A 26,383-nucleotide genomic window follows, 5' to 3' on the forward strand; every position below is an offset into this window, starting at 1 on the left:
AATGTTGCGTTGATAAAGCCCTAAAAAAGGGCAACTAAAAATAACGAGGAAACCATGAAAAACACTACATTCAAATTATCTCCTCTAGCAAAAGCGTTTGCGATGACTACCGCAGTGGCATTGTCATCTCAAGCATTTGCGCAAGAAGAGACAGAGGTTAAAGAAAAAGATGTCGAGAAGATTCAGGTAACTGGGTCGCTAGGCAGCTTACCAGGCCAAGACGTGGAGTCTGTTTTCGGCTTTGGTAAATCTATTCTGGAAACACCGCGTTCAGCATCCACTATTTCTCAAGAGCAAATGGAGCGTTTCAACGTTTCTGATATTGATGAATTGGTCGCATTCGCGCCTGGTACATTCACCCAGTCATTCTTTGGTGTAGCCGGTTCACTTGACGTGCGTGGTACACCGGGTGAAACATACTTTCGCGGTGTAAAGCGCCTTGATAACCCAGGCAACTACCCTACTCCTATTGGCGCATCAAGCCGAATTGATATTGTTCGAGGCCCGGCGTCACCTATTTATGGTCCGTCTAAAATTGGCGGCTACCTAAACTTCAACCCTAAATCTGCTCGCGCATCTGGTGGGCAATATTTAGATGCCCCTACCGGTGCCCTTTCCTATACCACGGGTTCATGGGATAAAAGTATTCTAACCGCCGAAGTTGGCGGCCCAGCAAGCGTTGCTGGTAAAGAGATGGGTTATTATATATACGGTGAGCTAGAGAACTCAGATAGCTATTACGATAATACGCAAACCGATCAAACGGTGCTTCAAGCCTCTTTCAATGTAGATATCACAGACAACTTACGCTTTGAGTTTGGCGGTATGTACCATGACTACGATGGCAACCAAGTAGCTGGCTGGAACCGTTTAACGCAAGAACTAGTGGATGACGGCACTTATGTCACTGGTACAGCGAAGCCGCTAGATACCGACGGCGATGGCCAAATCAGCCACGAAGAATACGCAGAAGTCGCAGATTTAGTTGCACCGTTTATTTTTACCCCTGCCGTTCCGTTAGACACAGTGACAGCTGACTTTTTCGATCCTTTAATGGCATTAGAAAATCCCGGCACCACGACCTTAAGTGGTAGCCAAACGCTGGTAGCGCCTGATGATCAACTAAGCAATGAAGCTATTACGCTGTACTTCGATACCATTTACTACACGGATAATTGGGAAATTCGCAACCAGCTATTCTATGATGCATATGACAACATTAACGAAAATGCGTACGGTTTCTCGCAGTTCCACGACACCTGGGTGGTAGAAGACAAGCTTATTTTTGCCACAGAATATGAAAACGACGGCTTACTCGCACAGTTCCAATTCTCGCCATCAGTACGTTACACCGACTTTAAGCACGGTGATGACTTTACCTACGAGTTTTTCAATCGCCGTGATCTGACGATGCCATCCTCTGCGCTGGACCGTCGCCTACTATCTACCCGTTCAGACAAAAACTACGATAACTATGATGTGGGTAACTACCTCGATTTAGGTATCGCGGCAATGACTGATTTAACGTGGGACTGGGGCTTGAACTTAGTTCTTGGTTTGCGCTACGACACCATTGATATTGAAAGTACATCGCGCGCTGATTTGCTGCTTGGCGCCACCGGGGATGAAACACCAGTATACGCGGAAGAAACCGTTGACGGCTGGTCGTGGAACACGAGTATTTCATATGAATTTGAATTTGGTTTAATCCCATACATCACCGCTGCTGAGCAGGCTACGCTGGTAGCTGGCCAAGGTGCTGAGATAGGCGTAGGTCAACTCAACCAACCTGGTGGTGGTGGCGCTTTCGACACCTCAGAGTTATTAGAATACGGTGTCAAAGGCTCTTTAGTTGATGATACCCTCTATTTCGCGCTTTCATTCTTTGAGCAAGAACGTACCGACTTTAATACACAGAATACGGTAACCAACAACACAACCAATAACGAAGGGACTGAATTTGAACTTCGTTGGGTGGTTAATGAAAATCTTGTTGTATCTGCAGGCTACACCAATATCGAAGTTATCAACTTAACGGCATTGGCTAACGGTAACCAGTTTGGTTTCTTAGGTGCAGATGACTTAGTCGCTCTTGATGATCCCTCGTTAGTGTTCGGCGGAAATGTTGCAGGTTTAAACCTAGTGGGTGAAGGCCAAACGAATTCTGACGGACGAAAGGCCGGTATTCCTGAAAATATCTACACGCTAACAGCTACATATGACTTCCAGAACGGCTACGCCGCTAACGTAAGTGTTGTAGATGTCGACGAAGTAGCTTCAGGATATTCAGGTGCAGTTACTCTACCTGCTTACACGCTTGTAAATGCGGGATTGTCATATCAGGCAGAAGACTGGGCGTTTAACCTAACGGTTAAAAACTTAACGGATGAGCGTTATTTCCGTTCTAACTTCCCTGACCTGTTCGGTAGCCAAATTGTGCTTCCTGAATTACCGCGTCACTTCAACGCGAAATTCACTTATACCTTCTAGGTAGCCAATGCTGTTAAGGTTGTCGTGCGTAGCATAGACGTTAGCGCGACAACCACTTACAGTTTGTCTCCTCACTTTTACTAGAGAGCCCAGCACACTGTCTGAAGGTCACTTCGGTGCTTGGCTCGCTTTTAGGATTTTTTCCATGCATATTGCTTCATAAAAACTTTTTACTTTCCTAATTACGCTTCTTATTTTACGTACTGCGAGTAATTTTACGATGCAACCGCCAAGCTTAAGTGCTGCAGATAATCTTAAACTTGAAAGTTCGGGCGATGGCTATGCGGCGATGAATGCAGCTATTGAAGCAGCATATCGCGTGGGCTCTCAGGTAACAGATTACATCGTTAAACACTGGAATGAAGTACAACATTCAATTCCTAAGGCACACTAAAAGCAAAAGCCGCTTATTGGCAATCATTTTTGCATTAAGCGGTGATAGACTTTGCGTTCAATGTAGTTCTAACCTGCGCGGTCACGTCGTTCTGGACCACGGGTTTTGACAGAAAATCAGCCATTCCTGCCTCGCTACAGCTAATTTTATCTTCGGCTGTGGTGTTAGCGGTTACCGCGACAACTCTTCCGTATTTTGATAGCAGCCCTTCTTGCATAATGATTTTCGTTGCGCTCATCCCATCAAGCACTGGCATCGCACAGTCCATAAAAATAAGGTCATATCTTTTCGCCCGGGCCATTTCGACAGCAACTTCGCCATTGTCTGCCTCATCGGGCACGTAGTTAAATCTTTCAAGCATGGAGGCCAGCACAAGGCGGTTTATGTCGTTGTCATCAACGACCAATATATTTATCGGCACAGTCAAAAGCTCAGAAGATATCTCGACATCCTCGTTCGCTGTTTCTTCCAATGTTGCCATTTCAATAGGGATGGCTACATCGAAACATGTTCCCTTCCCCACGTTCGAGCGAACTTCTAACTCGCCGCCCATTTTTCCTACCAGTTGGTTGACGATAGACAGGCCTAAACCATTACCGTTTAATTCTTCTGATGCACTGTCGGTATCGTTTTGGAAGGGTCTGAATATACGCGACAATATGTCATCGCTCATGCCCACACCTGTGTCTTCGACAGAGGCGAGCAAGATAGGTATATCTCCCTGCTGCTTTAGGGTGACCTGAATAGAAATGTAGCCTTTTGCCGTAAATTTGACGGCATTTGACAGCAAGTTGGTAATAACTTGACTGATTCTTGCGGCATCACCATTAACATAGGTGTTATCGTCAAAAGACAATACGGCATAAAGCCTGACGCCTTTGTCTGAACATTTGCTTTTAAACTCATCAACGATATCTTCGGCTAATGAGCGTACACAAAAATCGCTGTAATTGAGGGAAAATTCTCCGTTGATGATTGACGTATAGTCAAGCACATCGTTGATTAACGATAAAAGCCGGTCGGCGCTGTGCAATGCAATATCTGCTTTTCTTATACGAACATTGTCTTTATTTTCAAACTTGATGGCCTGAAGCATTCCCGTAATACCATTTAGCGGGGTTTTCAACTCGTGACTAATTCGCGAAAGCAACATGCCACGCTCTTTAGACGCCGCTTCCGCTTCTTTACGACGGGCCTCGAGCTCAAGCCTAAGCTGAACCGACTTATTCACATTTTGACAAGTGCCGAACAGCCGAACGCATTTACCCTGCTTCATTTCTGCCATACCGTGGGTTTCGATCCACACCGAGTTACCCTTTGCAGAAACTAGCTCGAGGGTTGCGCTCCATGGTTCACCCGTTTCGACGGTGTGAGAAACAATGCGGCTAATCTCATCACGGTAAAAGCCCTCTTTGTAGAAACCCACTGCGGTTTCTAGTGAAGGAATAAAATCGTCGTCCACTTCATGTATGCGACGAGTTTGTGATGACCAAGTTAGAACGTTTGTTGTGAAATCTACTTCCCACGTGCCAATATTTGCTACGCTTTGTAGCTTCTCGTACAGGGTATTCTGGTTAGTTTCCGCTTTTTCAACGTGAAACTTCTCAAGCATCACATTTAACCAGTCATCGAGTAACGCCACTTTCTCAAGGTTTATCGACTGTGCCGGACAGGCATTAATGAAAACCAGACAAACGCGATTTCCGTCGAGATTGTGAATACGCCCGCGAATGTACTTTTCGCCATTAAAGTATGTAGCAAACCATTGCTTAAAGGCTGACGATGCTTTTGCGCTGTTAGCTGGGAAACAGTTATCTACAGAAACACATGAAGAAAAAGAAGGAATCGATTTGAAGCTTGGGGGATAAGCAGAGGAGGCTTTTACAAGAACGTTGACTATCTCATCATCAATTTGCAGTAGCATAGCTTGGAAGATACCAAGCGAATCACAGCCGCGCTGAACTAACCCCGTTAACGAGGTTTTTAGCTGTGCTTCCAACTTAATATTTAAACTCGACTGCTCGTCAAAATAAACCATGGCTCGCTACCTAAGCTCAACACCGATGAAACACTGCAGCGCACAAAGCACTGCGACATTAGACTTCTTCTATAATGCCAAATAGTAGCGTTTATATTTCGTTTACGACATTAAACAATAGGATAGATTGTAGGGCGATAAGGGCGCAATTTTTTATACACGTTAGCCTTTCGCCTGATTTCGTCCTCGCTCTTTGGCCTCAAAAAGGGAAATATCTGCGTCTTCGATAAGTGAAGCTGAATCTTCGTCTACAACGTCCGTTGCCTTCCATACGGCATATCCAGCGCTAATTGATACATAGCCGCTAATCCCTTTTTCGTGCACAATACCTGCTTGCCTCACCGCTTTCACGAGTTGGTTGGCAACGAGCTTTATTCCCTGATAATCGATGTAGGGAAGAATTACCAAAAATTCTTCACCGCCAAAACGGATCACTGCATCTTTGGGCCGTTTAACGGTGTCTGCAATAATCTGCGCGACTTTCTTAAGGCAATTATCGCCTTCTAAATGCCCGTAATGGTCGTTAAAAAGCTTGAAATAGTCGATATCAATCATTATCGCGCCAACCATTTCTTTATCTCGCGCTACTTGTTTTATTAGCAGAGGGATTTCTTTGGTCAGATACATGCGGTTGTACAGGCCCGTTAACTGGTCATGAAATGTCATCATTTCTAAAAACTCAGTACGAAGCTTGTTTTGGAGGTGGGTTTTGACTCGGTGCGTTAAGGTAGATGCGTTTACAGGCTTCATAACGAAGTCAGACGCTCCAACCTCCCAACATGCATTTTCACTTTCAATGTCCATCGTTGAGGTAACGAATATTACCGGTATATGGCTTGTCGTCAGGGATGCTTTGAGCGTTGCACATACTTCGAGCCCATTTATGTCTGGCATATTCATGTCGAGTAACACTAAGTCAGGCAAACACTCCTCGCAGTTAGATATAGCGTCTTTACCGGATTCCACTACAGTGCAGTGAAAAACGCTTTCTAGTATTGACTCCAACAACAACCGACTCATCGGTTCATCGTCAACAATTAGTACCCGGCACGCTGAGTAGGGTTTTATTTCCATTCCATTCATTAATTTTTTAATATATTACCGCGAAGGGATAAGGCATAGCCTTTGTTACCTAGGACTTTTTTGAAACCACATAAATTAAAGCTAGTCTAGCATCTTATAGAGAGATGTGTATTGAAAACACTATATTTTTGGAATTAATCGGTATTAAAAATGGCACGTAAATTTACGTGTTAAGACTTGCTTCTAAAAACTGCTTTTTCACGCCACATCAATATCATCAATGAACTTTGTAAAGAAATTGTTCATTGGCATAGGGCGACACATAAAATACCCCTGCCCTAGGTGACACCCCAGAGCTTTTAAACCATTAAAGTGGGATTGCGTCTCTATATCTTCAGCCACAATCTTTAATTCGAGGCTTAACGCTAAGTGCACGATTGCAGTAACAATATCGTGCACCTGTTGCGCTGTATCCATATCTATTATAAAGGAACGATCTATTTTTAATACGTTAAGTGGAAACTGCCTTAGGACAGTGCAATGCGCTCATTTTCTATATCACTGTGGGATGTAACGAAGATAATAGGAATTGAAGCCGTATCAGGACACACCTTTATTTGCTTGCACACTTCAAAACCTGACATTTTAGGCATGCTTATATCCAGCACAACTAAGTCTGGGCGATGTAATTTAACACTCTCAAACGCTTGTACGCTTTGAGAGAATGTAACGACTTTTGCTAGAGATTCTACTGCACTTTCTAATAACAAGAGTGTTGTAGGCTCATCGTCTATGATGACTACTTTCTGTGTCTCACTATCCATGAGAATTACCACACTGTGGAACAATTAACCAAGTTCAGTATCGCTCGATATACTCAAAAAAATTTTAGCCTTTAGTATATATTAGCCATGCATTATGTAAAAATATTAGTCAAAGCAATTGACTAATGTTTTTTTAAAGCACAACAATTACTATAAAGTGGTACGAAACAATTGATTTGGTGATAGTCATGGATACGTTAAACGCACAACACGCACTCTCTACAGAGAAGTTATGGAATAAAGAGGCAGCAATAAGCAGGCTCGGGGGAAACGAGGGTCTACTCAATCGCATTGTTGAAATGTTTTTGGCACAAATCGAACAAAAGCAAAATGCGCTTCAAGCATCCGCAGAGGCGGAAGACGCCGAAGGCGTGCGCTTTAATAGCCACGCGATGAAAGGCGTGTCTGGCGATGTGGGCGCTGACGCCATTCGAGAAAAAGCAGCGGAAATTGAAGTTAAAGCAAAGCAAGGCGACCTTAGCAACGTAGTAAGCGACATGGCCGCGCTTGACGAATTAATTAAAAAAACCGTTGATGTAATGCGGGCGTAGTAGGGTGCCCCTTGTCATTTAACGTTAAAAGTTTTTTCTATTGTTAAAGACTTTCTCTCACATCAAAGGTTTTCTTTCACGTTAAAGACTTTTTCTCACGTTAAAGACTTTCTCAACAAAAGAGCGCTTAACATCCTCAGGTAGAAAGCTGGATTTAAAGCTGTTTGCTGCCAACGTTCTAATGGTATCTTCGTCGATATTTAAAGACTCTTGTAAAGCTACAAAGTTGTCGTTTAAGAAACCGCCGAAGTATGTGGGGTCGTCTGAATTAACGGTAACCAATAGCCCTTCGTTCAATAGTTCAACGATATTGTGCTGTTTCATATCGTCTATTACACACAGTTTAAGGTTGCTTAGCGGGCATACAGTCAGTGGAATTTGCCTTTCTCTTAAAAGTGCCATAAGCGCTTTATCTTCTTGGCACCTTACCCCGTGGTCAATGCGGTCAACATCAAGAAGCTCAATGGCTTCCCAAATGTAAGAAGCGGGGCCTTCTTCTCCAGCATGAGCAACTATTTTAAAGCCCAGTGATTTCGCTTTCTTAAACACCCGTTCAAATTTTGACGGCGGATGCCCTAGCTCTGAGCTATCTAACCCCACAGCGGTTATGTGCTTGTAATACGGTTCTGCTTCGCTGAGTGTTTCAAAAGCTGCGCTTTCAGGAAGGTGTCGCAAGAAAGACATGATGAGATAACTACTAATGCCGTACTCTTGTTTTGCTTTATCCATGGCCCGTAGAAAGCCTGGCATAAAAACGTCAAAGCCAATATCACGCTCGGTGTGTGTTTGTGGGTCGAACATGATTTCCGTATGAACGATGTTTTCCTCATGGCATCGGCTTAGGTATTCCCACATGAGTGTGAAAAAGTCCTCTTCGTCCCTAAGCACGCCAGCACCAGCGTAATATAAATCGAGAAAGCTTTGCAGGTCTTCAAAGTTATATGCAGCTTCTATCTCTTTCACGCTGGCATAAGGAAGTGTTACACTGTGCTTCTTAGCTAGGCGCCACATGAGTTCAGGCGTTAAGCTACCTTCGATATGCAGATGCAGTTCGGCCTTTGGAATGTTGTTAATTATGGATGACAGCGACATGGCCCCTCACTTATTGCACCATCACAATGCGAATGCATTTATTTGGTGCGTTATAGTTAATCTTTAATGCTATCTGTAAACGAGTTCTATTGCTCATTTAGGTTTTGTTTGCGTTTTTTTAACATCAACTATGGTGTTTACTAACCGTTTGGCTGGCTTTATGTCGCCTGGCTAATGACGTTAAGTCATACAATGAATTTTGTTTTTTCATTGTACTAAAATTTTAAGTTAGCACAAAACACACCAACAAGTTGACTAATTGGTCAGTTTATTGCTTTAACGCACAAAACTATAAATGAAACACACACAGAGAACTCTTGATGTCCAATAACGTAATTGAACGGCTATTTAAGCTGCAGGAACACGGAACAACAGTAAGAACAGAGATCATCGCGGGGCTAACTACGTTTGCCGCTATGTCTTACATTCTTGTGGTCAATCCAGGTATCTTGGGGTTAAGCGGTATGCCCGTAGAGGGCTTAATTACAGTGACAGCGATTGCAGCGTGTATCGGCACGCTCATGATGGCACTGATGACAAATTACCCTATCGCGTTAGCACCAGGCATGGGTTTAAATGCTTTTTTTGCGTTTACCATTTGCCTTGGTCGAGAGATCCCATGGGAAGCAGCATTAGGTATCGTTTTTTGGAATGGTATTCTTTTTCTTATACTGTCACTGACAGGGGTGCGAACAAAAATAGCCGAATCTATTCCGCCGTCGCTTAAAATTGGCGTGCAGTGCGGCATCGGTTTGTTCATTGCTTTTATTGGCCTTAAAAACGCAGGGCTTATTGTTGATAACCCAGCCACATTTGTGCAGCTAGGCGACCTTTCAGAACCCGCTGTTATGCTCGCCCTTGCGGGTATCATTTTTACTATTGTACTTATGGTAAAGCGCGTAACAGGTGCCATTTTAATATCTATCGTAACGCTTACACTTATCGGCGCATTCGTTCCTACTGAGAATGGCACACTTACGGCTACGCCATCTGCCGTTGTAGGCATGCCAGAGTCGATATCAAACACCTTTATGGCAATGGACTTTTGGTATCCTATCGACCACCTTGCTGAGACATGGGACCTTATTTTTGCGCTTATGTTTGTCAACATGTTCGATACCATCGGCACACTCATTGGCGTTTCGCGAAAAGCAAACCTGCTCACACCTGAGGGTAAACTCCCTAAAATTGGCGCGGCGATGACTGCCGATGCGTCAGCGAGTATTGCCGGCGCAATGGTCGGCACATCGCCAGTAACAAGCTATGTAGAGTCTGCCACCGGCGTTTCTTCAGGTGGCCGAACAGGCCTTACCGCGGTCGTAGTGTCAGTGTGCTTCTTATTATCACTGTTTTTGACGCCGCTGATGAAAGTGATCCCTCTCATGGCCACCACACCTGCACTTCTCATGGTGGGTATTTTAATGATGGAATCGATTCGTCAAGTTGACTTCGATGATCTAGGCGCACTGGCAACGGCCTCTGTAGCACTTATTGCAATGCCTCTCACCTTTAGTATCAGCGAAGGTATCGCGCTTGGTTTTATTACCTATGTGGGCATTAAGGTGGGTACAGGAAAGTTCAAAGACGTAACCCCACTTACCTACGCACTTGCGGTTGTATTCTTACTGCGATACTTGCTGGACCTAAAATAACTGCTAAGCGCGCTTATAATGCGATAGAAATCACGCTATAGCACTAAATACAAAAAAGGTGGCTAATTTAAATTAGCCACCTTTTTTTAGATAAATAATGTAGACTTTTTTGACCTAACTTTAGCTAAGCGCCGTTTTACTTAAGGCCGTCATAAGTAAAGGTAACCGCCTTATCGCCCATGAACACAATTTTTACGTGTTTTTCATCTTCACTACCCCACGTACACGCCGTGGTTCCCATGGTTTTACCGCAATTGTCAGCAGAGCCTAATATCGACTCTACTTCATCCTGAGTCATCCCCATTTCTAGCTTGTCATAGTTTTCTTTGGTCAGCTTAGAGCATCCGGTAAGCGCGAGTGCGCCAAGTGCAATTAGTGCTAATTTTACTTTCATCGTTAATGTCCTTTGGCTAAAAGCGAACGGAAAACGCTTTATCATCGTTCGCTTTACGAAATGTATATCTTCTTAGTGCACTGTAAACGCTAATAGTGCGGTTTGTCACCCTCGCCTTTAGGATGAGTATCAAGCCAATGGCGAGCAATTTGCTCTCTTGTAGCCAGCCATACCTTATCGTGTGACTTTACGTACTCAATAAAGCGCTGTAGCGCCGCCATACGAGCAGGCCGCCCAATAATGCGATTGTGAAGGCCAATAGAAAGCATTTTAGGCGCTTCTTCACCTTCTTCGTACAATACATCAAATGCATCTTTTAAATAGGTAAAGAACTGCTCACCACTGTTAAACCCCTGCGGCGTGGCAAAACGCATGTCGTTAGTATCTAGCGTATAGGGCACCATGAGTAGAGGCCTACTGTAGTGACAATCGTAATAGGGCAAATCGTCGGCGTAGGAATCAGCGCAATATAATATATCGTCTCGCTCGGCAATAAGTTTTAAGGTGTTTGGGCTCGTTCTTCCCGTATACCACCCTACAGGTTTAGCCCCGGTTAGTTGCTCGTGAAGAATAATCGCTTCATCAATTTCCTTGCGCTCTTGCTCTTCATCCATATCTTGGTAATGCACCCATCGCATAGCATGGCTGGCAATTTCCCAACCAGAATCAATCATTGCTTTTACCGCCTCAGGGTGCCTTTGCATGGCCATTGTAACGCCAAATACGGTAACGGGGATTTCGTGCTTATTCAGTAAGCGGTGTAAACGCCAGAACCCTGCTCGACTGCCATATTCGTAGATTGACTCCATGCTAAGATGGCGGTCTTTATAGGCTTGTGCACCTATAATTTCAGATAGAAAGATTTCGGACGCTTCGTCACCGTGAAGAACACAATTCTCACCACCCTCTTCGTAATTCAATACAAACTGTATGGCAATTTTGGCATTGTTTGGCCATTTGGCATGGGGTACGTGCTGACCGTAACCCACTAAATCTCTAGGATATACAGCGTCTGTCACGTTACACCTCAAAGCTTTCAGGTACCGACAAACCACATCCGCCTAATACAAGCTTAACCACTTGCTTTGTCGCGTTCTCGAAGTCTATCTTTGTCATTTTCTTTCCTCGAAGCCGCGTGATTTGCGTAGAGAAATCGGCATAATGCTGGGTACTGGCCCAAATAGTGTAAAGCAAATACTCGCCTTCAACAGGGGGAAGCTTACCAGCCTCTACCCACGCATCGATAACTGCTAAACGCCCCTTCATCCACAGCGCGTGCTCTTCATCAAAGTAGCCGCTTAAATTCTGTGCACCGTTGATAATTTCCATGGCAAAGATCTTAGACGCCTGGGGGTTGGTTCGCGATACTTCCATTTTCTCAGCGATATAGTTAGCCAACACCTCTGCGGGGTCATCCTCCACCGTTGCTCTATCAAAGCGAGAATTCCACAGTGAAAGGGTTTCTTCTAGCACCGCCACGTAAAGCTCTTGCTTGGTTTTGAAATAGTACAGTACGTTAGTTTTCGGGAGCCCGGCTTCGTCAGCAATTTTTTGTACCGCTGTTCCTTTAAAACCAAACTGAGCGAAGCACTTTTCAGCAGCTTGGAGTATCTTTCTTCTGTTCATAGCGCCAACACCAGCGTCGGCACTTTTTACCTTCATCATTATTATTTAAATTCCTTTGCAATCTACTTTGCAAGCGCACGGGCAGAATAATGCTGCATGCCTTATTGTTAGGTTAGCATTTATTGCCGATGAGTTGCTATAAAGTATACATGCCCCAACTGTGGGGTGTTAACCATACTAAAGCACGAAATTTGCGTGTTACTTCAAACCTTGCACGAATCTTGCCTTAGAAATTTGCGTGTTACTTCAAACCTTGCACGAATCTTGCCTTATCCAATACATGCGACGCAGAAATTGGGAAAGCTTTTCGCTCAAAACCCAAAAATATTGGCGCGAAATAATGGCCTTTTTATAACCTGGCCTTTTTTTATAAGCAATAAATTGACCATTTGGTCTACTTTTATTAAAAAAATACAGCTATATTAATGGATACAAGAATGAATATTACGAGAAGGTGTGAGTATGATTCGCTTTCTAATAAATAACGATATCGTAGAATTAAACGAAGCGCGAGCCGACCTCACCCTTCTACAATTTATACGCGAGCACAGAAAAAAGACAGGGACAAAGGAAGGGTGTGCGGCAGGCGACTGTGGTGCATGTACCGTGGTACTTGTTGAACCTGCAGCGTCAAACAAAGAGACATTACATTACCGAACGGTAAATAGCTGCATTACACTTATGAGTGCGGTTCACGGTAAACAACTTTTATTTGTAGAGCATTTAAGCGATGGTAAACACTTACACCCTGTTCAACAGGCGTTAGTCGACCATCACGGTACTCAATGTGGCTTTTGCACCCCCGGCTTTATTATGTCAATGTTTGCGCTTTATCACAGTAACGCGAAGCCAAATAGAGATGAAGTCCTACAGGCCTTATCGGGCAACCTCTGTCGCTGTACGGGCTACCGCCCCATCATAGATGCAACACTAGCGGTATGTGAGCAAACGCCAAACGACCAATTCTCTGCTAAACAAGGCAAGACACTGGCTACTTTGTTGTCACTGACTAATACGCCTCCCACGGGTACAGGCAAGGTTTATACGCCAACTACCCGTGAAGAACTAAAGGCCCTAATTAGCGAGTTCCCCAATGCCCAGCTTGTTGCAGGCAGTACGGATTTGAGTTTACAGGTCACCCAGCAGCTTAAGAATATCGACACCCTTATTAGTGTTACTCACATCGACGCACTAAAACAGTGCATAAATTCAGGACATTCACTTATTATTGGTGCAGCCGTTGCGTTAAATGATGCAGCACCTTTTTTATTAACTGCATTTCCACAATTGGCTGAACTCGTCACTCGATTTGCCTCTTTACCCATTCGAAATCAGGCTACAATGGGCGGCAATGTGGCTAACGCTTCGCCGATAGGAGATATGCCTCCCCTATTGCTAGCCCTAAACGCTACCTTGCATTTAGATAACGGCGATAAAGTGCGCACCTTACCAGTTAGCAAATTTTTCACTGGCTATCGTGAAACTCAGCTAGAACGTGGTGAATGGATCAGTGCCATAGAAATACCGCTTAAACAGCCTGCCCAAGTGTTGGCTGCGTATAAAATTTCCAAGCGCTTTGAAGATGATATTTCAGCGGTCTGTGCCGTATTCAATCTTACTCTTGATAATGGCAACGTAGCCGCTATTACCACAGGATTTGGTGGTGTTGCAGCTATACCTTCTACTTGTAAAGCCCTTGAAAACGCGCTTAAAGGTAAGCAATTCTCAAGTAGTGAATGCCTAAACCTAGGCAAACAAATTTTATTTGATGCATTCACGCCCATAGACGATGTGCGGGCTACTGCCGAATACCGCAAAACCGTGTTAGCAAACTTGTGGCACCGCTTCTGGCTAGAAAACCAATCGACGAACAACATTGAAACACGGGTGGTGCAACATGCGTAAGTTAATTGATACCCCTATCCCAACAGGCGAACGTGAAAAGCAAGGTGCGGTTCACGTATCTAAAAAACATGAAAGCGCCGAGCGTCAAGTGCAGGGCACTGCCAACTATGTAGATGATGTGATTGAGCCTCAAGGTACGCTTTACGCGGCTGTAGGGCTAAGCAAGTGTGCTAAGGGCACTATCGCCCATGTTGACCTAAGTGCCGTGCGCGCCAGTGAAGGTGTGGTTGATGTTGTAACCATAGACGATGTGCCCGGCCATAAAGACATAGGCCCGGTATTTGAAGGCGACCCCCTACTTGCCAATGGCGAGGTGAAGTTCTTTGGTCAACCGGTTTTTGCCGTGCTTGCTACCTCGGTAACGTTGGCGCGCCAAGCGGCGCTTAAGGGCCACATTGAGGTTGCTGAAGCCCCCCCTGTACTAAACGCAGATGAAGCGCACGCACAACAAACATTCGTGCGCCCTTTACACCGCTTTGGCCAACAATCTACACGCGTTGATAACACCTTCGACAACGCGCAATATAAAGCGTCAGGTACGCTGAGCATAGGTGGCCAAGAGCATATGTACCTAGAGGGGCAAGTGAGCCTCGCGATCCCCGAAGAAGAAGATCGCATGAAGATTTACACCTCTAGCCAACATCCAAGCGAAGTACAAAAACTTGTTGCTGAAGTCTTAGATATCAAACTGCATCGCGTTATGGTGGATATGCGCCGTATGGGCGGTGGCTTCGGTGGGAAAGAAACCCAAGCGGCGCAGTGGGCCTGTATCGCTGCTTTACTTGCCTCACGCAATAGGTGCGCGGTAAAGCTGCGTTTACCTCGCTTTACCGATATGCACGTAACCGGCAAACGTCACCCCTTCGACAATGCTTTTGACGTCGCCTTTGACAGCACAGGAAAAATTGAAGCCACCCGCATGACCATTAACGGTATTTGCGGGCATTCTCCGGATCTCTCTGATGCTATTGTCGATAGAGCTATGTTTCATGCAGATAATGGCTATTTTCTTGGCGACAGCGATATCGTTGGTCACAGACTACAAACCAACATGGTGTCGCACACGGCTTACCGAGGCTTTGGTGGCCCGCAAGGCATGATTATGGCTGAAGCCCTGATAGATAAGATTGCGCGCACTATAGGCAGCGACCCGCTATCGGTTAGAAAACGCAATTTATACGGGCCAACGACGGGAACCACCACGCCTTATGGTATGGAGGTCGAACACAACCTGCTGCCGGAAATGATAAACGAACTCGAACAAAGCGCTCAGTACTGGCAGCGCAGAGAAGCCGTTTCTGCTTTCAACCGTGAAAGCCCGGTTATAAAGAAAGGCCTTGCGCTTACACCGGTCAAATTCGGTATTTCCTTTACAGCGAAACACCTCAATCAAGCAGGTGCGCTGGTTCATATTTATACCGACGGTAGTATTCAGGTGAACCATGGCGGTACAGAAATGGGTCAGGGTTTACACACGAAGATTGGGCAAATTGCGGCGAACGAATTCGGCCTCGACCTGGACATGATAGAGGTGACTGCTACGCGCACTGATAAGGTACCGAATACGTCGCCAACTGCAGCGTCTAGCGGCACCGACATCAACGGTAAAGCAGTACAAAATGCGTGTATTACACTTAAAACCCGTTTAGCAAAATGCTATGCCGAAAGCCTAGGGTTAGGCGAACGTGTTGATGAAGTCGTATTTACTGATCAGCATGCAGTGCTAGGTAAGCACAGCATTACTTTTCCTGAACTAGTACAGCAAGCCTACTTTGCTCGCGTATCGCTATCTTCAACGGGCTTCTATAAAACACCTAAACTGCAATACAACCGCGATACTGGTGAAGGTAGACCCTTTTTCTACTTCGCCTACGGTGTGTCGATGAGCGAAGTCTCTATAGATACCCTAACTGGCGAATATACCGTTGACGAAGTGAACGTTATTCACGATGTGGGCAGTAGCCTTAACCCTGCCATTGATATTGGTCAGATTGAGGGCGCATTTATCCAAGGCATGGGCTGGTTAACTACAGAAGATTTAAAGTGGAACGAGAGCGGTAAACTCATCAGCGAAAATATGGCCACCTATAAAATTCCGGCCATCGGTGATACACCGAAAGTATTCAACGTGAAATTATTTGGCCGAAAAAATGCTGAAGATAGCATTTATCATTCAAAAGCAGTGGGCGAACCGCCGTTCATGTTAGCCATTTCGGTGTGGAGTGCTATTAAAGATGCCATTTCAAGCCTGTCTGGTTATACCCTTGACCCGCAGCTAGATACCCCGGCTACGCCAGAGCGAGTACTGAATGCCATTGCTGCAATACAAAACTGTGCAAGCGAAGGGTCGTCAATATGACTGCGTCTTTTCGCGCCAAGCGCTGGTACGAGGGTATAGCCGAATGCCAGCAACAAAACGAAGGCTATGTACTGGTTACCGTGGTGGGAACAGCGGGCTCTACCCCTCGAGAGTCAGGTAGCAAGATGGTAGTTACAGCGTCGCGTACCATAGATACCATAGGCGGTGGGCATCTTGAATTTGATGCGATAAGTCGTGCACGTGCCTACCTCGCTAAGGGTGAAACGCGTACTGAGCTACACAGCTACCCGCTAAGCAGTACTTTAGGGCAATGCTGCGGAGGTGCCGTAAAAGTGCTGTTTGATGTATGTAACCTACATCAGCAGCAGGTTGCTATTTTTGGTGCAGGCCATGTAGCCAAGGCCCTTGTGCCTATTTTGGCTCAACTTCCCGTACGCATTGTATGGATAGACAGCCGAGAAGACTTGTTTCCCGACGCGTTACCTGCCAACGTACAAAAAATTGTGGAAGACGCGCCGGAAAGTGAAGTAAGGCATTTAGATGAAAACAGCTGGCTCATTATACTTACTCACGATCATCAACTTGACTATCGCATCACTGAGCAGGCGTTGAAGCACCCTTCCCTGCCTTTTGTGGGTTTAATTGGGTCTGATACAAAAGCCAAACGATTTAAAACGAAGCTTACGCATCGCGGTTTTGATGAACATGCATTAGCACGCTTAGTGACCCCAATCGGTAATCGCGATATTCCAGGTAAGCAGCCAATTGAAGTCGCTGTTTCGATTTCGGCGCAAATTATCGCTCGGCTTCACCACGACAACCGCAGCGCGACGCCTTCTGCGGTAAGTGACGTTAGCGTTAGTCACATGCAGACGAATAAATTAAATAAGACTGGGGGCGAGCAGGTCGTTGCCACAACGCTAGATGACAGTGAAAGCTCGAGCAGCAAAAAGGATACTACCCGTGACATTAAATGAATTGAATACCCTCGCTTCGGATGAGGCTTCAGCCTGGTTTGAGCAATGCTGCGCATCAAAAACTTGGATTTATATGATGGTTAATGCCCGCCCCTACAGCGATACCAACGCCTTAACAGAACAGGCAAAAAACGCATGGGCGAAATGCAGTAACAGTGATTATTTAGAGGCCTTTACCGCCCACCCTATGATTGGAGATGTAGACTCGCTTCGCAAAAAGTTTGCAAATACCAAAGCCATTGCGGCGGGAGAGCAGTCAGGCACGGCCAGTGCGCCTGAGGCGGTGCTTCATCAACTAAAAGAGGCAAATCAGGCGTATTTAGATAAACACGGCTTTATTTTTATTATTTGCGCCACAGGGCTTTCTGCTCAAACCATGCTAGAAGCACTGCAGGCAAGGTTGCCTAATTCAACGCAACAAGAAATAGTAAACGCCGCAGCTGAGCAAATAAAAATTACGCTGCTGCGTATTAATAAAAGCCTGTCTTAACAGCGCACTGACGTATTACAAGTAACGAATTTAATAGGAATACAGTATGAATACGCTTTCAAGCCACGTACTTGACACCACTTTGGGTAAGCCAGCTCACGGTATCGCGCTTACCCTAACCCTACCCGACGGTAATACGCTGTCGGGTAAAACAGATAGCGACGGCCGCTTTAACAACTGGGCTCTAGAGAGCGACAATGGCTTTCCAGCAGGTGTTTACACGCTGCGTTTTCACTGCAAGCCTTACTTAGTTAAGGCTCACGGCAGCAGTTTCTACCCACACATTGATATTACCTTTGAACTAGAAGAAAACGGTGGGCACTATCACGTACCGCTACTAATTTCTCCGTTCGGTTTCAGCAGCTACAGGGGCAGCTAATAAACATGCAGCTTTTTCGTGCAAGCATTGCGCACTTTCCTAAACAAACCACACAATTTTCTGACGACATCGTCATTTTCAAAGACGGTGGTTTGTTGATTGATAAAAAAGAAATAAAAGATATCGGCGATTTCGATACCATCGCAGCGCGCTATCCTGCGGCCAGCGTTACCGACTTGACGGGTAAGTGGATACTGCCAGGTTTAATTGACAGCCATTTGCACTACCCGCAGACACAAAGCATTGCGCACTACGGCGAACAGCTTCTTACTTGGCTTGAAAACTACACCTTCCCGGCTGAAATGCAGTTTGCAGATAGCGAACATGCTGACACCATAGCAAAAGTATTTTTAAATCAGCTCTTGAAAAACGGCACCACCACCGGCTTTGTGTTTACCACTGTGCACAAAAGCAGTTGCCAAGCCCTGTTTAACGCCGCAAGCGATATCGACATGGCTATTGTTGCAGGCAAAGTGTGCATGGACAGAAACTGCCCAAGCCAGCTTAATGACTGCGCTGAGAGTGCGCAGGCCGACAGTGCCAGCTTAATTGAAACTTGGCATAACAAGGGGAGAAATCGTTACGCGTTAACCCCTCGCTTCGCGCCAACAAGCACAGAAGCCCAACTTGCGGCATTAGGTGAATTGGCGCAGCAGTACAGTGATGTTTTCATACAAACTCACTTATCTGAGAACCTAGATGAAATTGCCTGGGTGAAAAGTCTATTCCCGCAGGCTGATGGCTATTTAGATGTTTATGATAAATATAATCTCGTGCGTGAGCGCGCCGTTTTTGGCCATGGTATCCATTTAACGCCTGATGAATGGGGTCGGTTAGGAGAAAGTGGTGCAACCGTGGCCTTTTGCCCTACGTCAAACCTGTTTTTAGGAAGCGGTCTTTTTGATATGACCGCTGCCCGTGCCAATAAGGTTCATGTGGCCATGGCTACCGACGTGGGTGCAGGTACCACCTTTAACATGTTTAAGACCTATGGCGATGCCTACAAGGTGAGTCAACTGAGAAACGACCCATTAAGCCCACTTGAAGGCTTTTACCTTATGACACAAGGGGCGGCCATCGCCCATGGCCTTGATGAGGAAATCGGTAATTTAAACCCAGGAACTATCGCAGACTTTATTGTGGTAGAACCCAGATTCGATGAACTGACAAGTTTACGAATTCAACAAGACGCCGATTTCGATGATGTATTTTTTGCCTTAAGTATTTTAGGCGATGATCGCGCGATTGCGCAAACTTGGATCAGTGGTAACTGTTGCTATGAAAAAAGCAGCGGTAATAACGAGCTACAGTAGGGTCTGCTGACCCTTAATAAGGAGAATAATAATGCCGTGGCTAGATTGGCTAAGTCTATTTGTACGTTGGTTTCACGTAATAGCTGGCGTTGCTTGGATTGGTGCCTCATTTTATTTTATCTGGTTAGATAATAATTTGCGCACGCCCCCAAAATGGAAGCAAGATAAGGGAATTAAAGGTGATTTGTGGGCCATTCATGGCGGCGGCTTTTATGAGGTGGCCAAGTATGCTTATGGGCCAGAAAAAATGCCAGAAACCCTTCACTGGTTTAAGTGGGAAGCTTATACAACCTGGTTATCAGGCTTTGCCCTTCTTATCATTGTATATTACTTTGGTGCCAGCGCTTACCTTATCGACCCGTCGGTTAATGCCATGACACCAACCCTGGCAATCTCTTTAGGTTTGGGGTTAATTTTTGGCGGCCTAGCATTGTATGAACTGGCCTGTAGAAGCCCACTTGCCAAGTACCCGTTGGTGTTTGGTATTTGCCTTGTTGCCTTAATATGCGCCGTGAGTTACCTCTCTACCCAATGGTTCAGCGGCCGAGGGGCTTACATTCATGTGGGTGCGCTTATCGGCACTATTATGGCTGGAAACGTATTTTTTAATATCATGCCTAACCAACGCAAAATGGTGGCGGCAGTGGCTGATAAACAAAATATTGACCCGAGTTGGGGCGCTGGTGCCAAACTTCGCTCGCTGCACAACAACTATTTCACCCTGCCCTTGTTGTTTATTATGATTTCAAATCATTACCCCATGACCTATCAGCACCCGCAAAACTACTTGGTACTTATTGCTATCATGGTGGTTGCGGCATGGATAAGACACTTCTTTAACCTTCGCCATGTGGGTACTACGAAACCGAGCATTTTGGTTTCTGGCGCCATAGCCATGATGGCGATTGCATTATGGGTGTCGTGGCCGCAATCATCATCGGCGCCTGTTCCTGTTCATACAGAGGTAGCTGTGCCTTCAAGTAAGACTACTCAAGTAGCGAATAAAACCGATGATGCTAGTCCTATTGGTAAGAAAAGTGCAGCGCAAGGGAGTACTAGTGTGACTAATGAACGTGTAGCGAACTTGATAGCCACACACTGCGTGAGCTGCCACTCACGCACACCTACCGACGATATTTTCAAGGTAGCACCGTTAGGCGTAGTGCTAGACTCTTGGCAAGATATTGAACGGTTTGCCCCTCAATTGGTTCGTAGAACGACAGTAACTAAAGACATGCCGTTTTTAAACAAAACGAACATGACTGAAGAAGAGCGTCAAGAAATAGCCCAGTGGTTCGCGCAAAGACAATAAAACAGTGAAAGCGATGTAGGCTATACCTACATCGCTTTATCAATCACTACTTGCCCTTGCAGGTTGTGCTTTTTTTCGTACATCACCTCATCAGCCTTATCCAGCCACTCTTCAACCGTTGAAATTTCAGCACTCCATGTTACCCACCCAACGCTAAAGGTAATCGGCACTACCGATGTATTATTCACGTTAAGCGTAAAGTTATGCTGAGCAATACGCTCGAAAAAGATTTCCGTTTCTTTATCATTGGTTCCATAAAGCAGAATAACAAACTCATCACCGCCAATTCGGCCAAATCGATCGCTATCCCTCAACATGCTTTTCATTTGCTGAGAAAACTCTACCAACGCGTTATCACCGACTTTATGCCCATATTTATCGTTGATTTCTTTAAACTTATTAAGATCAACATAAACGAGGGTAGACGCTTTTTGCCCTCGCTCCATGCGCGCTATTTCATCGCTCAATTGACTCAATATTTCTCTTCTATTGGCAAGACCTGTGAGGGAATCTGTTTGAGATAGGTGCTCTAACTTGGTAACCGCGCTCATTAGGGCCTGCTGCTGATTCTTTTCTCGTGTTATATCGTCGGCGGTGCCTAAGATGAGTGTTTGTGTTTCTCGGTCGTCGAAGATAAGGTTTCCGCGGTCGTGAAGATACTTCACCTCTCCTTTTGAATCGTAAATGCGATACTGAATATCCCAGTTTTCAAGGGGGCGACGGCTGAACACTTTGGCAACTCTAGCTCTATCTTCTTCGTGAACATGATCAAGAAAGCTCATTGGGTTGCAGTAAAGTTCGTATTCACTTCGCCCGAAAATGTTTGCATAGCCATCGTTAGCGTATTTGAGTTTAGAGAAATCCGGTGTTGCTACCCAGATAAACGTTCTTTCTGAGAAAGCACTAACAATTTTGCTAAACAAGGCATCAACTTGAAAAAGCTCAGATTGAATACGTTTTTTTTCGTCAATATCTTCAACAACCGATATAAAGTAGTCAGGGTTGTTACTATCGTCCCGCACAAGAGAAACGGTAAGTTTCGCCCATACCCTCTTGCCATCACGCCTGATATAGCGTTTTTCTATTGAGTAGTTATCAATTTGCCCTTCAAGCAAGCGCTCTAATTGATCGAGGTCTTCATCGAGGTGGTCTGGCGCGGTAAGATCCTGAAAGGTAAGCTTGGTAAGTTCCTGATCTGAATAATCCAAAAAGTCACACAACTTTTTGTTTACGCGAATGAAAGTCCCGTCTATGCCAACATGAGCTAGCCCAACCGCGCAATAGTGAAAAGTTTTCTCAAACATAGGGCATCGCCCCGCTAATTAAATGCATTCCATCGCCTCAAAATTAATGCCTAACCATCTGGGTCGATTCACCCTTAACGAAACTTATACTTTAGTATAAATAGTATAGTTCAGTTTTTATCTTTCGCTTCATAAATCGCCTAAGCCAAAGGATTAGCTAACGCATTTTTTTAAAAGGCAGCATCTGCGGCCTATCGCCGCCCTTTTTTGGCGCGCTTATTTTACGCACTTAGTCGCTTGAATGACTTTCTGACCATACTCTAAGCTGTTCAAGAATATCTAACGCAGAGCGCCCGAAACCGGTTAGGCTGTAAGCCACGGCAATGGGACGAGAATCGATCACGTTGCGTATCACCATCCCGTTGTTTTCTAGCTCTTTAAGACGCTGGTCAACCATTTTACGACTTGCGCCACCTAGCATTCGGCACAGATCGTTAAAGCGAACGGGCTCATCTTTTAAATGATAAATAATAGACCCTGTCCATTTACCACCGATTAAGCGCATTCCCCGCTCAATCGCACATGGCTCAGTGCACGTATTTAAAACGGTTTTCTTACCCTTAGCATCTGTTTTTATTTGAGTTTTCATTGATGTCCTTTAGAAAAGCACCCTAGTTACTAAAAGTAAACTGATTGCTTAGTTGAACAAGGTAACTAAACTATACCACATGATACATGCTAGCCCACAGTGGCGCATCTTTTATCAGTCAGTCTACTTTATATAAAAGGTTCACCGCCTCATAAGGCAGTAAGAGCAAATTAAACTATAACTTCACGGTGATGAAAACCATGATTGAATTTACGTTAAATGGAAAAAAAGTGCAGACGGATGCTGCCTCAGATACGCCACTCGTTTGGGTTATTCGAGATGAGTTTGGGCTAAAAGGCACCAAGTTTGGCTGCGGCGTGGCTATGTGTGGTGTATGTACTGTGCACATTGACGGCAACGCCATTCGCTCGTGCTCTTACCCCGTTTCGCTTGCTAAGGGGAAAGACGTAAACACCATAGAAAGTCTAAACAATGAACATCCGCTGCAATCAGCATGGGTGGAAGAGCAAGTCCCCCAGTGCGGCTACTGTCAGTCTGGGCAAATTATGCAAGCCGCAACGTTGCTTGATAAAAACCCCACCCCCTCTGATGAAGACATCGTCAACCACATGAATGGAAACTACTGCCGCTGTATGGCCTATACCAGAATTAAAAAAGCCATAAAACGGGCCGCAACCTCTTCTGTCCAGTACTTTGACCCCAATGCGACATCAGAAGGTGAAAACGCATGAGCATAAAAGATATTTCTAGAGAAAAGAAAGACACGGTAAATCTGTCGCGCCGTTCATTTATGGTGGGTTCGGTTAAATCATCTTTGCTTATGGCGTTTGGCGCATCGCTAATACCCTCAGTGTTATCGGCTAAAGAAGCATTAGAAACCAAAACGTTTTCACCAAACGTCTGGTTTGAAATGGATACCGACGGAAAAGTAACAGTGAACACTGCCAGAGCGGAAATGGGTCAGCACGTCGGCACCGCCATTGCTCGCATTCTGGCCGATGAGCTTGAATGCGATTGGAACAAAGTGTCTATCGTTCATGTCGACACCGACCCGAAATGGGGCTACATGGTAACAGGTGGTTCATGGTCTATTTTTCAATCCTACAAACCTATGTCGCAAGCGGGCGCCGCAGGCCGTCAGACACTCATTAATGCCGGAGCCGAACTTTTAGGCGTACCGCCATCAGCATGTGAGGCTAACGCGGGATTTGTTGTATCGGGAAGTAAAAAGGTCAGCTATGGCGATATTGTCGCTAATGGCAACATCGACAAAACCTACACGGCTGAAGAGCTTGGTGCCATGCCTATAAAGCCTGGTAATAAACGTCATTTAATAGGCTTGGGCAACGAATATAAAGCATTAGATATTCCTCCAAAGACCAATGGTACCGCTGTCTACGGTATCGACGTTGAAGTAGACAACATGCTGTACGCCCGCCCTATTCTTCCGCCAACCCGCTACGGCAGTAAAGTTACCGGTGTTGATGATAGCGAAGCCAAGGGTTTATCTGGCTACAAGGGGTATAAAGTACTAACCGACCCGACGGGCACAATTGAAGGCTGGGTGGCGGTGCTTGCTACCGATTATCCTACCGCAATCAAAGCGGTAGATAAGGTGAAAGTGAGTTATAACACCGGCAAGAATGCTAATGTCAGCGAAGCAGACATCCAGCGAGAGGGAGAGCGTATTTGCCGAGACCGCGATGAAGGCACGCTTTTTGTTGACGAAGGCGACATTCGTGATGCGCAACAACAGGCAGCAAACTCCATTGAGTCTCTGTATACCACGGCTACTGCAAGCCACTTCCAGCTTGAGCCGCTTAATGCTATTGCAGAATTCAAAGACGGTAAATGGCATATCCACACAGGTAACCAATGGCAAAGCCTAACGTTGCCTGCAGCCGCTAAAGCAGCCGAAGTACCAGACTCTGATGTTGTCATTCACCAATATTATTTAGGTGGCGGATTTGGTCGCCGCCTTTTTGGTGATTGGGTTATTCCCACGATCCTTACCGCAAAAGCGGTTGGTCAACCGGTTAAAATGCTATTTATGCGTCCAGACGATACGATGTTTGACCAACCTCGCTCAGCGTCAACATCGTTATTTAATGCGTATTTTGACGGGGCTGGAAATTTTGTGGGCATGGAGCATGCGCTAGCAGCAGGCTGGCCTACGCTCGCTATGGCACCAGGCTTTATGCCTGACGGCGTTGATGGTAAAGGTAAAGTTGACCCGTTTTCTGCTTCTGGTTCTGACCACTGGTATACCATGGAGCATCACAGAGCACGGGTTATTAATAACAAAGTGGCCCAAGACACTTTTACTCCAGGGTGGCTGCGCTCGGTCGGCCAAGGTTGGATAGTATGGGGGCTTGAAAGCTTTATTGACGAAATTGCGCACAAGACCAAGCAAAACCCTGTGGACTTCAGACTTGCCATGCTAGATGGTAAAGGTAAGCAAGCAGGAAAAGCCCCTGAAAGCGTGGGCGGCGCTAAGCGATTAGCGAATACCCTCGAAATACTTAAAAAGAAAACCGCGAATGTAAGCTTAGGTGAGAATGAAGGTATTGGCTATAGCGTGACGGCAGGCCAAGAGCGCACCATGCCTGCATGGCTGGCAACCGCAGCGCATGTTCACGTAGACAAAAATACTGGCAAAATTACCCTTAAGAAGCTTTGGGTAGTGGCCGATGCGGGCATAATCATCCACCCCGACGGTGCTATGGCGCAAATGGAAGGCGCTTTACTTTGGGGTACCAGCTTGGCGTTGTTTGAACACAACGAAATAAAAGACGGTTACGTTGCAAAGAAAAACCTTACCACTTACCAGCCGCTTCGCATGGCCGATGTGCCGGATATGGACATAGAATTCATTGAAAGTGATGAATTTCCAGTTGGCCTAGGTGAACCTGGTGTCATAGGCGTGGCGCCAGCAGTAGGTAACGCCGTTTATCAAGCCGTTGGGGTACGCATGCGACACCTTCCAATGCTTGCAAACGATGTTAAGAAAGCATTGACCGCCTAAAGCGCCAGCCATGTAAACGCGCTTTTGGCGAGTGCCATGAGTAACCATCCCGCCTATGAAGCGGGATGGTTACTATCGTTTTGCCATGTAGCTTGTAATTGCAAAGCTCGCTAACTGGTTGAGAAGTGCTAGCTAAGTTGCAAAACATCGCCGCGAGAAATGACACGCCACGGTTTAAAAGCGATAGTGCCCACTTAGCACAAAAGATTCAGAGCCCGGGTTTGTATCGCCTAACCCACCGTTAGAGATATGCCCGATTTCAGCTTCTAGCGATACATCGTCTGTTACGTTATATAGCGCAGCAATTGACGAGTAAAACTCGATGGTATCGCCTAAATTTTCCGACTCATCAACTATGCCAGCATGAAAGGCTAGGCGTACCGAAAAGCTTTCATATTCATAAACATCTTTAGCTACACCCGCCGCAAAATAGTGCTGCCCTTTATCAGCATTAACTAAAAGTACCGTTGGCCGCAGGCCATAAAACGACGTCAGCGGTTTATGAATATAAGCGACGTGCATGGCGTATCGGTCTACATCATCGAGCATGTTCCAAGCCGCAGCCCCCGCTTTTAATTCACTCCCCTGAGGTAAGGCGTGAGTAGAAAGTGATGTAAAAGAAGAAAGTAAAGATAATGCAACTGCGAGTGTTTTAAGTGGTGTTTTCATGGTTATACTGTTTTAAGTCAAAGTTAAAAATAACGTTCCGTCATCGTTATATTTG

The 26,383-nt window shown here is 45.5% G+C and carries 24 protein-coding genes; 13 read left to right on the forward strand and 11 right to left on the reverse strand.

Features of this window, described 5'->3' with window-relative positions:
• Window positions 1-54: 54 nt before the first annotated feature.
• Together ACTRWF_RS01815 and ACTRWF_RS01820 are read left to right on the forward strand one after the other, a co-directional pair.
• Entirely contained in the window at window positions 55-2,490 is a 2,436-nt protein-coding gene (locus tag ACTRWF_RS01815) for a TonB-dependent receptor plug domain-containing protein (protein WP_462835036.1), read from the forward strand.
• Window positions 2,491-2,683: 193 nt separating this feature from the next.
• The gene (locus ACTRWF_RS01820; RefSeq protein ID WP_462835081.1) at window positions 2,684-2,884 is read left to right on the forward strand and encodes a hypothetical protein; all 201 of its coding nucleotides are present in this window, start codon (window positions 2,684-2,686) and stop codon (window positions 2,882-2,884) included.
• Window positions 2,885-2,918: 34 nt separating this feature from the next.
• On the opposite strand, the gene ACTRWF_RS01825 is transcribed toward ACTRWF_RS01820, so the two are convergent.
• The 4 genes from ACTRWF_RS01825 to ACTRWF_RS01840 form a co-directional block, all read right to left on the reverse strand.
• Window positions 2,919-4,922 carry an ATP-binding protein gene (locus ACTRWF_RS01825; RefSeq protein ID WP_462835037.1) on the reverse strand — a complete coding sequence of 668 codons (2,004 nt, stop codon included), beginning with the start codon at window positions 4,920-4,922 and terminating at the stop codon, window positions 2,919-2,921.
• 162 nt (window positions 4,923-5,084) lie between these two features.
• Complete coding sequence (locus ACTRWF_RS01830; protein WP_278383158.1) at window positions 5,085-5,996, reverse strand: diguanylate cyclase; 912 nt, start codon at window positions 5,994-5,996, stop codon at window positions 5,085-5,087.
• 207 nt (window positions 5,997-6,203) lie between these two features.
• Window positions 6,204-6,422 (reverse strand): EAL domain-containing protein, encoded by a 219-nt coding sequence (locus ACTRWF_RS01835; protein ID WP_462835038.1) that lies wholly within the window; start codon window positions 6,420-6,422, stop codon window positions 6,204-6,206.
• A gap of 50 nt (window positions 6,423-6,472) precedes the next feature.
• Window positions 6,473-6,769 (reverse strand): response regulator, encoded by a 297-nt coding sequence (locus ACTRWF_RS01840; RefSeq protein WP_462835039.1) that lies wholly within the window; start codon window positions 6,767-6,769, stop codon window positions 6,473-6,475.
• 188 nt (window positions 6,770-6,957) lie between these two features.
• Here ACTRWF_RS01840 and ACTRWF_RS01845 point away from each other — a divergent pair, with 188 nt between their 5' ends.
• Window positions 6,958-7,320 carry an Hpt domain-containing protein gene (locus ACTRWF_RS01845; RefSeq protein ID WP_024016103.1) on the forward strand — a complete coding sequence of 121 codons (363 nt, stop codon included), beginning with the start codon at window positions 6,958-6,960 and terminating at the stop codon, window positions 7,318-7,320.
• Window positions 7,321-7,401: 81 nt separating this feature from the next.
• Here ACTRWF_RS01845 and ACTRWF_RS01850 read toward each other — a convergent pair whose 3' ends face one another.
• Window positions 7,402-8,412 carry an adenosine deaminase gene (locus ACTRWF_RS01850; protein WP_462835040.1) on the reverse strand — a complete coding sequence of 337 codons (1,011 nt, stop codon included), beginning with the start codon at window positions 8,410-8,412 and terminating at the stop codon, window positions 7,402-7,404.
• A gap of 320 nt (window positions 8,413-8,732) precedes the next feature.
• Between ACTRWF_RS01850 and ACTRWF_RS01855 the strand changes: the two genes are divergently transcribed.
• A complete protein-coding gene (locus ACTRWF_RS01855; protein WP_012518065.1) occupies window positions 8,733-10,064 on the forward strand; it encodes an NCS2 family permease in 1,332 nt (443 codons plus the stop codon).
• Between the two features lie 136 nt (window positions 10,065-10,200).
• Here the strand turns inward: ACTRWF_RS01855 and ACTRWF_RS01860 are convergent, their stop codons facing one another.
• From ACTRWF_RS01860 to ACTRWF_RS01870, 3 genes are all read right to left on the reverse strand, one after another.
• The gene (locus ACTRWF_RS01860) at window positions 10,201-10,458 is read right to left on the reverse strand and encodes an outer membrane protein assembly factor BamE (RefSeq protein ID WP_012518064.1); all 258 of its coding nucleotides are present in this window, start codon (window positions 10,456-10,458) and stop codon (window positions 10,201-10,203) included.
• Between the two features lie 89 nt (window positions 10,459-10,547).
• Entirely contained in the window at window positions 10,548-11,477 is a 930-nt protein-coding gene (gene puuE / locus ACTRWF_RS01865) for an allantoinase PuuE (RefSeq protein ID WP_462835041.1), read from the reverse strand.
• Between the two features lies 1 nt (window position 11,478).
• Window positions 11,479-12,123, reverse strand: coding sequence for a TetR/AcrR family transcriptional regulator (locus ACTRWF_RS01870; RefSeq protein ID WP_012518062.1), 645 nt, complete (start codon window positions 12,121-12,123; stop codon window positions 11,479-11,481).
• 423 nt (window positions 12,124-12,546) lie between these two features.
• On the opposite strand from ACTRWF_RS01870, the gene xdhA reads away from it, so the two are divergent.
• Genes xdhA through ACTRWF_RS01905 form a run of 7 tightly spaced genes read left to right on the forward strand, consistent with a single transcriptional unit; the run spans window position 12,547 to window position 20,780 of the window.
• Entirely contained in the window at window positions 12,547-13,989 is a 1,443-nt protein-coding gene (xdhA, locus tag ACTRWF_RS01875; protein ID WP_462835042.1) for a xanthine dehydrogenase small subunit, read from the forward strand.
• Window positions 13,982-16,348 (forward strand): xanthine dehydrogenase molybdopterin binding subunit, encoded by a 2,367-nt coding sequence (gene xdhB / locus ACTRWF_RS01880; protein ID WP_462835043.1) that lies wholly within the window; start codon window positions 13,982-13,984, stop codon window positions 16,346-16,348. Before xdhA ends, xdhB begins: the two co-directional genes overlap by 8 nt.
• Window positions 16,345-17,286 (forward strand): xanthine dehydrogenase accessory protein XdhC, encoded by a 942-nt coding sequence (xdhC, locus tag ACTRWF_RS01885; protein ID WP_462835044.1) that lies wholly within the window; start codon window positions 16,345-16,347, stop codon window positions 17,284-17,286. The genes xdhB and xdhC overlap by 4 nt, the downstream gene beginning before the upstream one ends.
• Window positions 17,273-17,776 (forward strand): 2-oxo-4-hydroxy-4-carboxy-5-ureidoimidazoline decarboxylase, encoded by a 504-nt coding sequence (gene uraD, locus ACTRWF_RS01890; RefSeq protein WP_278383171.1) that lies wholly within the window; start codon window positions 17,273-17,275, stop codon window positions 17,774-17,776. Before xdhC ends, uraD begins: the two co-directional genes overlap by 14 nt.
• Window positions 17,777-17,822: 46 nt before the next feature.
• Window positions 17,823-18,155, forward strand: coding sequence for a hydroxyisourate hydrolase (uraH, locus tag ACTRWF_RS01895; protein ID WP_012518057.1), 333 nt, complete (start codon window positions 17,823-17,825; stop codon window positions 18,153-18,155).
• Between the two features lie 5 nt (window positions 18,156-18,160).
• Entirely contained in the window at window positions 18,161-19,468 is a 1,308-nt protein-coding gene (guaD, locus tag ACTRWF_RS01900; RefSeq protein ID WP_462835045.1) for a guanine deaminase, read from the forward strand.
• A 31-nt stretch (window positions 19,469-19,499) separates the two neighbouring features.
• Window positions 19,500-20,780, forward strand: coding sequence for a urate hydroxylase PuuD (locus ACTRWF_RS01905; protein WP_462835046.1), 1,281 nt, complete (start codon window positions 19,500-19,502; stop codon window positions 20,778-20,780).
• Between the two features lie 26 nt (window positions 20,781-20,806).
• Here ACTRWF_RS01905 and ACTRWF_RS01910 read toward each other — a convergent pair whose 3' ends face one another.
• Both ACTRWF_RS01910 and ACTRWF_RS01915 read right to left on the reverse strand, forming a co-directional pair.
• Complete coding sequence (locus tag ACTRWF_RS01910) at window positions 20,807-22,084, reverse strand: diguanylate cyclase (RefSeq protein ID WP_462835047.1); 1,278 nt, start codon at window positions 22,082-22,084, stop codon at window positions 20,807-20,809.
• A 229-nt stretch (window positions 22,085-22,313) separates the two neighbouring features.
• Window positions 22,314-22,673, reverse strand: coding sequence for a winged helix-turn-helix transcriptional regulator (locus ACTRWF_RS01915; protein ID WP_015066852.1), 360 nt, complete (start codon window positions 22,671-22,673; stop codon window positions 22,314-22,316).
• Between the two features lie 200 nt (window positions 22,674-22,873).
• On the opposite strand from ACTRWF_RS01915, the gene ACTRWF_RS01920 reads away from it, so the two are divergent.
• Both ACTRWF_RS01920 and ACTRWF_RS01925 read left to right on the forward strand, forming a co-directional pair.
• Entirely contained in the window at window positions 22,874-23,365 is a 492-nt protein-coding gene (locus ACTRWF_RS01920) for a (2Fe-2S)-binding protein (protein ID WP_015066851.1), read from the forward strand.
• Window positions 23,362-25,659, forward strand: coding sequence for a molybdopterin cofactor-binding domain-containing protein (locus ACTRWF_RS01925; RefSeq protein ID WP_462835048.1), 2,298 nt, complete (start codon window positions 23,362-23,364; stop codon window positions 25,657-25,659). Before ACTRWF_RS01920 ends, ACTRWF_RS01925 begins: the two co-directional genes overlap by 4 nt.
• A 174-nt stretch (window positions 25,660-25,833) precedes the next feature.
• On the opposite strand, the gene ACTRWF_RS01930 is transcribed toward ACTRWF_RS01925, so the two are convergent.
• Window positions 25,834-26,328, reverse strand: coding sequence for an acyloxyacyl hydrolase (locus tag ACTRWF_RS01930; RefSeq protein ID WP_462835049.1), 495 nt, complete (start codon window positions 26,326-26,328; stop codon window positions 25,834-25,836).
• Window positions 26,329-26,383 lie beyond the last annotated feature (55 nt).

The sequence above is a fragment of the Alteromonas sp. G5_S2_22_S1 genome (genome assembly GCF_054968525.1).